Here is an 8,639-nt window from a genome sequence, read left to right on the forward strand (position 1 = left end):
CTTGCTGCAGCGTGAATACGTGGCACCGCAGACCGAAATGGAAAAACGCATCGCCACCTTGTGGCAAGACGTGCTCAAGCTGCCGCGCATTGGTCTGGACGACAACTTCTTCGAGCTCGGTGGCGACTCGATCATCTCGATCCAGGTGGTCAGCCGTGCCCGCCAGAGCGGGATCCGCTTCAGCGCCAAAGACCTGTTCCAGCACCAGACCATCAAGAGCCTGGCCAGTGTCGCGCAGGTCGCCGACACCACGCAGCAGATCGATCAGGGCCCCGTGCTCGGCACCACGCCCCTGCTGCCGATCCAGCAACTGTTCTTGCTCAGCGATACCCCCGAACCGCATCACTTCAATCAATCGGTGATGCTCGAACCATCCAGGCCGCTGGATGCAGCCGTACTGGACCATGCCTTGCACGCGCTGCTGGAACACCACGATGCCTTGCGCCTGGTGTTCTCCCTCGACGGCGAACATCCAGGGGCTCGCTACCTGCCAGTGGACCCGACCTGCAAATTGCTGTGGCAGGCCGAAGTCGCTGACGAGCCTGCGCTCAACGAATGGGCCAATCGCGCCCAGGCCAGCCTGAACATCCAGCAAGGCCCGCTGCTGCGCGCCCTGCTGGCGACCCTGCCCGATGGCCAGCAGCGCCTGCTGTTGGTCATTCACCACCTGGCGGTGGATGGCGTGTCGTGGCGCATCCTCTTCGAAGACCTGCAACTGGCCTACCAGCAACGGCTGGTAAACCAGCCGACGAAACTGCCGGGCAAAACCAGCTCGGTCAAGGCCTGGGCCGAGCAGTTGCAAGGCTATGCACACAGCGAGGCCCTGCAAAAGGAACTGCACTACTGGCAGGCGCAACTGCAGGATGTACCCACCACACTGCCCTGCGAGCGCCCAAACGGCAGCTTGCTGAACCGCCACGCACGCAGCGTGCAAAGCCGCCTCGACACGCAGCTCACCCGCCAACTGCTGCAGGAGGCACCGGCGGCCTATCGCACACAGATCAACGATTTGCTGCTGACCGCACTGGCACGCGTGATCGGCCGTTGGAGCGGCTCGCCAAGCAGCCTGATCGAGCTGGAAGGCCATGGCCGCGAAGACCTGTTCGACACGATCGACCTGACCCGTACCGTGGGTTGGTTCACCAGCGTGTTCCCGGTCAAGCTCACCCCCGCCAGCGGTATGGGCGAGTCGATCAAGGCAATCAAGGAACAGCTGCGCGCCATTCCCAACAAGGGCATCGGCTACGGCGCACTGCGCTTTCTTGGCGATGGGAGCGCGCGTCAGGCCCTGGGCGAACTGCCCGTCCCACGCATCACCTTCAACTACCTGGGCCAGTTCGACGCCAGCTTCGACAGCAATGAGGGCGCGCTGTTCGCACCGGCCGCTGAAAGCACCGGCGCCAACCAGAGTGCGCACGCAACGCTGGGCAACTGGCTGTCGCTCAACGGCCAGGTGTATGGCGGCGAGTTGAGCATGAACTGGAGCTTCAGCAGCGAAATGTTCGAGGAGGCGACGGTTCAGCAACTGGCCGATGCCTTCTGCCTGGAACTGGCGGCCGTCATTGCGCATTGTCGCGACCCGCAGCACAGGGGGCTGACGCCATCGGACTTCGCGCTGGCGCGTCTTAGCCAGCCGCAACTGGACCGTTTGCCAGTACCGTGCAGCGACGTGCAGGACCTCTACCCACTCTCGCCCATGCAGCAAGGCATGCTGTTTCACACGCTGGAGTCCAACGAGGCCAGCCTCTACATCAACCAGATGAGCGTACCGGTTATCGGGTTGGACCCCGAACGGTTCATCGCGGCCTGGAACACCGCGATTGCCCGCCATGAAATCCTGCGCACCGGGTTCTGGTCGGCCAGCGAGCTGAATGAGCCGCTGCAAGTGGTGTACAAGCACGCCACCCTGCCGGTGCGTCGCTTGGCCAGGCAAGCCGCGACGTTCGATGAAAAGGCCCTGCAACGTATCCTTGAAGCGGACTGCGCCGAAGGCTTCGATCTGCTGCAGGCGCCGTTGACGCGCCTGACGCTGATCGACCTGGGCGAGCACAAGCACCACCTGATCTGGACCAGCCACCACATCCTGATGGACGGTTGGTCCAGCTCGCGCCTGCTCGGCGAAGTGCTGGAGCTGTACCACGGGCGCACGCCACCGGCAAAGCGCGGGCAATATCGCGACCATATCCAATGGCTGCAGAATCAGTCCCAGGCCAGCCTGGAGCAGTTCTGGAAACACAAGCTGCACGACCTTGAAGGCCCGACCCTGCTGGCCGGCAGCATTGCACCGCGTCCGGCCGGCGACCTGCAAGGGCATGCAGCGCTGTACCTGCACTGGGACGAAGCACGCACCCAGCGCCTGCGCGAACAGACCCAGCGCCTGCGTATCACGCCCAACACACTGATCCAAGCCGTATGGCTGCTGCTGTTGCAACGCTACACCGGCCAGCCCACCGTGTGCTTCGGCGCCACCGTGGCCGGTCGCCCGGCCAGCCTGCCCGGTGCCGAGGAAATGCTCGGGCTGTTCATCAATACCCTGCCGATCATTCAGACCCCGCAGCCGCACATGCCGCTGGCGCAGTGGCTGCAAGCACTGCAAACCTACAACCTGGAGGTTCGTGACCAGGAGCATGCCTCGCTGGCCGACGTGCAGCGCTGGTCGGGGCAGAACGGCCAGGCACTGTTCGACAGCATCATCGTGTTCGAAAACTACCCGGTGGACGACCGTCTGCAGGAAGCCGAGCAGAACCAGTTGAGCTTTGGCGAGGTGAACAGTCGTGACGTCACCAACTTCGCCATGGACCTGGCGATCAACCTGGGCCGCACCCTCAAGATCGAGTTCCTCTACCTGCGCAACCGCTTCACAGAGGCTGCCACGGCGCAGATCCGCACCAGCTTCGAAACCTTGCTCGATGCCCTGCTCGACAACCCTCAAGCAACCCTGGGCAGCCTGTCGATGCTCAGTGCCGACGAACAGCAGGCACTTGCACAACACAATCAACTGGCGCCGCCGAGCCACGACCCGGCGCTGCTGGCCGAGTGCATCCGCAGCCATGCCGAACGGCAGCCGCAGCGTATCGCGGTCACCTGCGCCGATGTGCAGTTGAGCTACGGCGAACTGGAAACCCGCGCCAACCGGCTGGCCCATCACCTGATCGCGCAGGGCATCGGCCCTGAAGTGTGCGTCGGCATTGCCCTGGAGCGTTCGGTCGACGTGATCGTGGCGTTCTATGCCGTGATGAAGACCGGCGCAGCCTACGTTCCGCTCGACATCGACTACCCGCAGGAGCGCGTCAAGTGGATCGTCGAAGACGCGCGCATGCCGGTGCTGCTGACGCAACGCTCACTCCAGCACCGGTTTGCCGATGCCGGTGCCGGCACCCTGATCACACTTGACCATCTGGCCCTGGACACCTACCCCGCCAGTTGCCCGGCGCCTCGCGCCGACGCGGACAACCTCGCCTACCTGATCTACACCTCCGGCTCCACCGGCAAGCCCAAAGGAGTGGCCGTCAGCCACGGGCAGATCCGCATGCACTGTCTGGCGATTGCCGAGCGCTACGCGATGGACGCCAGCACCCGCGAGCTGCTGTTCATGTCGTTCGCCTTCGACGGTGCCCAGGAACGCTGGCAGTCGACCCTGCTCGGCGGCGGCCAGCTGGTGCTGCGCGACAACCGCCTGTGGACTGCCGAGGAAACCTGGCAGGCCCTGCACGCGCACAGCATCGATATCGCCTGCTTCCCGCCCGCCTACCTGCAGCAACTGGCCGAATACGCCGTCAGCGTCGAAGCGCCGCCACCGGCGGTGCGGGTGTACTGCTTTGGTGGTGACGCGGTGGCCGAGGCCAACTTCGAGCTGGTCAAGCGTGCACTCAAGCCGGCCTATCTCACCAACGGCTACGGCCCCACCGAAACCGTGGTCACGCCGTTGCTGTGGAAAGTCGACGCCAGCCAGCAGTGCGGTGCGGTGTATGCGCCCATCGGCACCCGCGTGGGTCGACGTACCCTGTACGTACTCGACGACCAGCTCAACCCGGTGCCCGACGGCGTGGCCGGCGAGCTGTACCTCGGTGGCGAAGGCGTGGCGCGCGGCTATCACCAGCGTCCCGGGCTCAGCGCCGAACGCTTCGTTGCCGACCCGTTCGCGGGCGATGGCAGCCGCCTGTACCGCACCGGTGACCTGGTGCGCCAGCGCGCCGACGGCGTGTTCGACTACCTCGGCCGACTGGACAATCAGGTCAAGGTGCGCGGTTTCCGCATTGAGCTGGGCGAAATCGAATCGCGCCTGCGCCAGCAACCCGGGGTGACCGACGCGGTGGTGGTTGCACGTGAAACCGGCGCCGGCAAGCAACTGATCGGCTACGTGGTGGCGGACGACGCCGGTGACCTGGGCGAACGCCTGCGCGGTGCACTGCAGGTCGAGCTGCCCGACTACATGGTACCGGCGCAGATCCTCGCGCTGGCCGCCTTCCCGCTCAACCCCAACGGCAAGCTCGACCGCAAGGCCCTGCCCGATCCGGACTTCAAGGCGCGTGCCTTCATCGCCCCGCGCAACACGCTGGAGCAGGGCCTGGCGGCCATCTGGCAACAGGTGCTGGAGGTCGAACAGGTTGGCGTTACCGACAACTTCTTCGAACTGGGGGGCGACTCGCTGCGTGTGCTCAAGGTGCTGTCCAGGGTACGTAGCCAGCCGGAGCTGGGCATCGAACTGAAACTGCGCGACCTGATCGGCAAGCCGACCATCGCCGAGCTGTCGGGCTACGAGGCCCAGGTGTCTTCCCTCGACCCGTTGCTGTTGCTCAACAGCCCGGTCGAACAGGCGCGGCCGCTGTTCTGCCTGCACGCAGGCTTCGGCACGGTATTCGACTACGAGCCGCTGGCTCGCCGCCTGGAAGGCCAGCGCAGCGTGTATGGCCTGCAATGTCGAATGCTGCTGGAGCGTAGCTGGGAAGACGAATCCCTCGAGGCCATGGCCATCGACTATGCCCAGTACATCCGCCAGAAACAGGCCAGCGGTCCTTACCACCTGCTGGGTTGGTCACTGGGCGGCACCCTGGCGGTGCTGGTCGCGCAAGAGCTTGAGAAACAGGGCCAGCGGGTGGGTTTCCTCGGCCTGGTGGACAGCTTTCTGCCGTCATCTGCGCCTGCGCAGCCTGCAGCCGATGAGGACTGGAGCGAAGACCTTGGCAGCTTCCTGGGTGTCATCATGGGCGTGCCAAGTGACGCGCTGCCGGTGTTGCAGGTGCGCGCCAGCAGCCCTGCCAACCACCTCGAAACGGTGATTGCCCAGGTGCAGGCCCAGGTCATCAGCGCCTCGGCGTTCGCCTCCATCGGCGCTGAAGAACTGGCCCATACCTTCCGTGTAGCCATGAAACTCAAGGCATTGTCCGAGGCCATCGAGGGGCTCCCCGCAACGCAGGTGCCAGCGCAGTGCTGGTGGGCCAGGGCCGGCGCAGGCCAGACCCAGCTGCGCCTGGTGCAGGCGCAACTCAACGAACCGGTGGCCGCCGGCCATTACGACATGCTCAAGCATCCCGAGCTGCTGCGCCGCGTGCTGGAGCAGTTGCAGGAAAGCCACAGCGTCACCTGTTGATACCACCGCCGCCCCGTCAGCCGGGGCGGCGCTTACCGATAGCTTTGCAAGGAACCTCTACATGCCTCTGGATCCCGACCTCGAAGGCTTCCTAGAACTGGCCCAGATGGGCCGCCTGAGTGGCAAGAGCAGCGCGCTGCACGAACTTGATCTGGCACTGGCGCGCACGCAGTTCGAAACCACCTCGCAAGTGCTCGACCCCTGCCCGCCAGGCGCCATCAACGTCACTACCCTGAGCATTCCAACCCGCGACGGCCAGTCCATCGCGGCGCGTCTTTACCGCGCCGATGCCAGCGACACGGCGTTGCTGCCAACGCTGCTGTTCTTTCATGGTGGCGGTTATGTGGTCGGCAGCCTGGACTCCCATGACTCCATCTGCCGCCGCCTGGCAGCAAGCGGGCGCCAGGCGGTGCTGGCGCCGGCTTACCGGCTGGCCCCGCAATACCCGTTCCCGACCGCCGTGCATGATGCGCTGGATGCCGCCAACTGGCTGGCTGAACAGGCCACGGCGCTGCACCTGGACAACCAGCGGGTGACACTCGCGGGCGACAGCGTCGGCGCCACCCTGGCCACCGTGCTGGCGATCACGGCGGTCAAGCAGCCACAGGCGTTGCAGCTCAAGCCCAGGGCGCAGCTACTGTTCTATCCGGTCACCGATACCTCGCGCCAGCGCGACTCGCATCGCCGCTATGCCCAGGACTACCTGCTCGAGACCGCCACGCTGGAATGGTTCTACCACCATTACAGTGCCGACCCGGCGCAGCACCTGGACTGGCGCGTCTCGCCGTTGCTGGCCAGCGGGCTGGGCGAACTGGCCCCGGCGTATGTGAGCCTGGCCGAATACGACCCGCTGTTTGACGAAGGGCTGGAGTACGCCCGCCTGCTGGAGGCCAGCGGTACTTCGGTGACGTTGAAGGTGCAGCAGGGGCTGACCCACGATTTTCTGCGCATGGGCGGGATTGTGGCGGATGTCGAGGCGATCTATACGGCGGTGGACCGCTGGTTGGCCTCGCTGTAGTCGAGGCAGGTGGCGCCCATGAAAAAGCCCGCAGCGTTGCGGGCTTTTTTGTGGCGTTGGCGATTACCAGAACGTACCACGCAACGTCAGCATGTGATTGCGCGGATCGCCGTACCAGTTGCCCAGTGCCGAGGAGCCGACAGTGGAGTAGTACTTCTTGTCAAACGCGTTGTTGAGGTTGTAAAGCACCGACCAGTGATCATCAAGCCGGTACTCCGCCATGGCATTCCACACCGCATAGCCGGCCTGGCGGTATTCGTAGCGCTCGTTGCCCACCACTGCGCCGGTGGCAGGGTCCAGTACCGATGCCGAACCGTTGACATAGTTCGCGCTCTGGAGATTGACCCCACCGCCTATCTTCAGGTCATTGAAGTCGCCCGGCAGACGGTAGGTCGACCACAGTTTGAACAGGTGTTTGGGCGTGACCCCGCTGAACACATCACCGTTGTTGCGGTTACGGTTGTTGTTGTAGGTATAGCCGGCAATGACGCTCCAGTCCGGCAACACCTCACCACTGACCTCAAGGTCGATGCCCTTGCTGACCACCTTGCCCTGGGTCAGGTAGCAGCAGTTGCCTCCGAACAGCACCGAGGTCAACGGGTAGGCAGGGTCTTCGACGGCCTGGTTTTCGCGCTTGGTGTAGTACAGCGCGATCGAGGTGTTCAACGCACCGCCGAACAACTCGCCCTTGATACCGGTTTCATAGGTTTCACCGGTCATGGCCTCGACCGGGCTGCCCGGCAGCGGTCCTTGAAGGTTGCTTTGCTGCGGCTTGAAGATTTCCGAGTAGCTGGCGTATGCCGACCACTCCTCATTCAGGTCATACACAACACCGCCATAGGGCACGACCTTCGTCGGTTCACGGACCGACACGTCCGAGGCCACTGACCACGCCCCGGTGCTGCCATCGAACTCGCGGTAGACCTGGTCGAACTTGTAGCGTTGCACCCGGGCGCCGACGATCAGGTGCAGCGGATCGGCAACGTGCAACCGCAACGTGGAGTAGAGCCCGTACTGCACTTGCGAGTTGGGGTCATAGTCGCTGACCCAGTCCTTGCGGATAGGTGGTTCGATCCAGGGGGTCGACTTCGGGTCGTAGACATCGATGGCGCCAAAGGCACCGGCCAATTGTGGCGTACCCTGCCAGCGGCTGGTGATGCGCTGATGGTCGGCGCCCATGAGGAATTCATGCTCACGGCCCAGCAGGTCGAATTTTCCGGCAACGTTCACGTCCCACAGTTGCTGGTCGCTCCGATAGCGAGAGTTCGAACCGAGCCACATCGGGCCGAGCCCGGTGACCGGGTTGAGCGCGCCCACGGAAAAGGAGCCTTTTTTCATACCCACATCTTGCGTCTGGGTATAGCTCAGGTTCACTTTCCAGCGGTCAGACAATTCATGGTCGATCTTGGCGAACAGTTCCTGCGAGCGGCCATCCTGATAAGCCCAGCTCTGGCTCAGGTTGGTATGGCGTGGCAGGCCCAGATCACCGCCGGTGCTGAAACGCGGAAGCCCGGTTCCCGAACCGTTTTCATGAATACGCTCGTAACGCCCGCCCACGGTCAGGCGAGTGCCGGGCAGCACGTCGGCCTCGAGCACACCGTAGATCGTGGGCAGCTCGGTGCTTCGTTCGTCGAGAAAATACTGCCGGTCCGTGTAGGCGGTGACCAATCGTCCGCGCAGTTTTCCGTCGAAGGCCATAGGGCCGGTGACATCCAGTTGCGTACGGTAGTTGTCCCAGGAACCGGCCGATGCCTCGACCTTCAATTGATAGGTGTCCAATGGGCGCTTGCGCACAAGGTTGATGATGCCGCCCGGATCGCCAGTGCCGCCGAAAAGACCCGAGGCCCCACGCAGGACTTCGACGTGATCGAACTCTACCAGGTTGTAGTTCTTGTTCGAGTAGAAGCTGCCTGCCGTGGTACCCAGGGCCATGGGCGCCGCTCCATCGATCTGGATGTTCTCGATGGCAAAACCTCGAGAAAAGTAGGTCGACAGCCGGTCGGTGGAATTCTGCACGGTAATGCCTGGTGC

The 8,639-nt window shown here is 63.9% G+C and carries 3 protein-coding genes; 2 read left to right on the plus strand and 1 reads right to left on the minus strand.

Annotation, left to right across the window (positions count from 1 at the left end):
- Nucleotides 1-19 precede the first annotated feature (19 nt).
- A complete protein-coding gene (locus tag DN388_RS25200) occupies nucleotides 20-5,590 on the plus strand; it encodes a non-ribosomal peptide synthetase (RefSeq protein WP_255002840.1) in 5,571 nt (1,856 codons plus the stop codon).
- A 61-nt stretch (nucleotides 5,591-5,651) separates the two neighbouring features.
- Entirely contained in the window at nucleotides 5,652-6,608 is a 957-nt protein-coding gene (locus tag DN388_RS25205; RefSeq protein ID WP_104572900.1) for an alpha/beta hydrolase, read from the plus strand.
- A gap of 63 nt (nucleotides 6,609-6,671) precedes the next feature.
- On the opposite strand, the gene DN388_RS25210 is transcribed toward DN388_RS25205, so the two are convergent.
- Nucleotides 6,672-8,639, minus strand: a 1,968-nt coding sequence (locus DN388_RS25210; RefSeq protein ID WP_255002843.1) for a TonB-dependent siderophore receptor, incomplete at its 5' end; no start/stop codon positions are given.

Source organism: Pseudomonas sp. S12(2018) (assembly GCF_024355235.1).
GTDB classification, from domain to species: Bacteria; Pseudomonadota; Gammaproteobacteria; order Pseudomonadales; family Pseudomonadaceae; genus Aquipseudomonas; species Aquipseudomonas palmensis.

Excerpts from the sequence above, each read along its gene's own strand:
- DN388_RS25205 (WP_104572900.1), top strand. The coding sequence starts at position 5,652 with ATGCCTCTGGATCCCGACCTCGAAGGCTTCCTAGAACTGGCCCAGATG.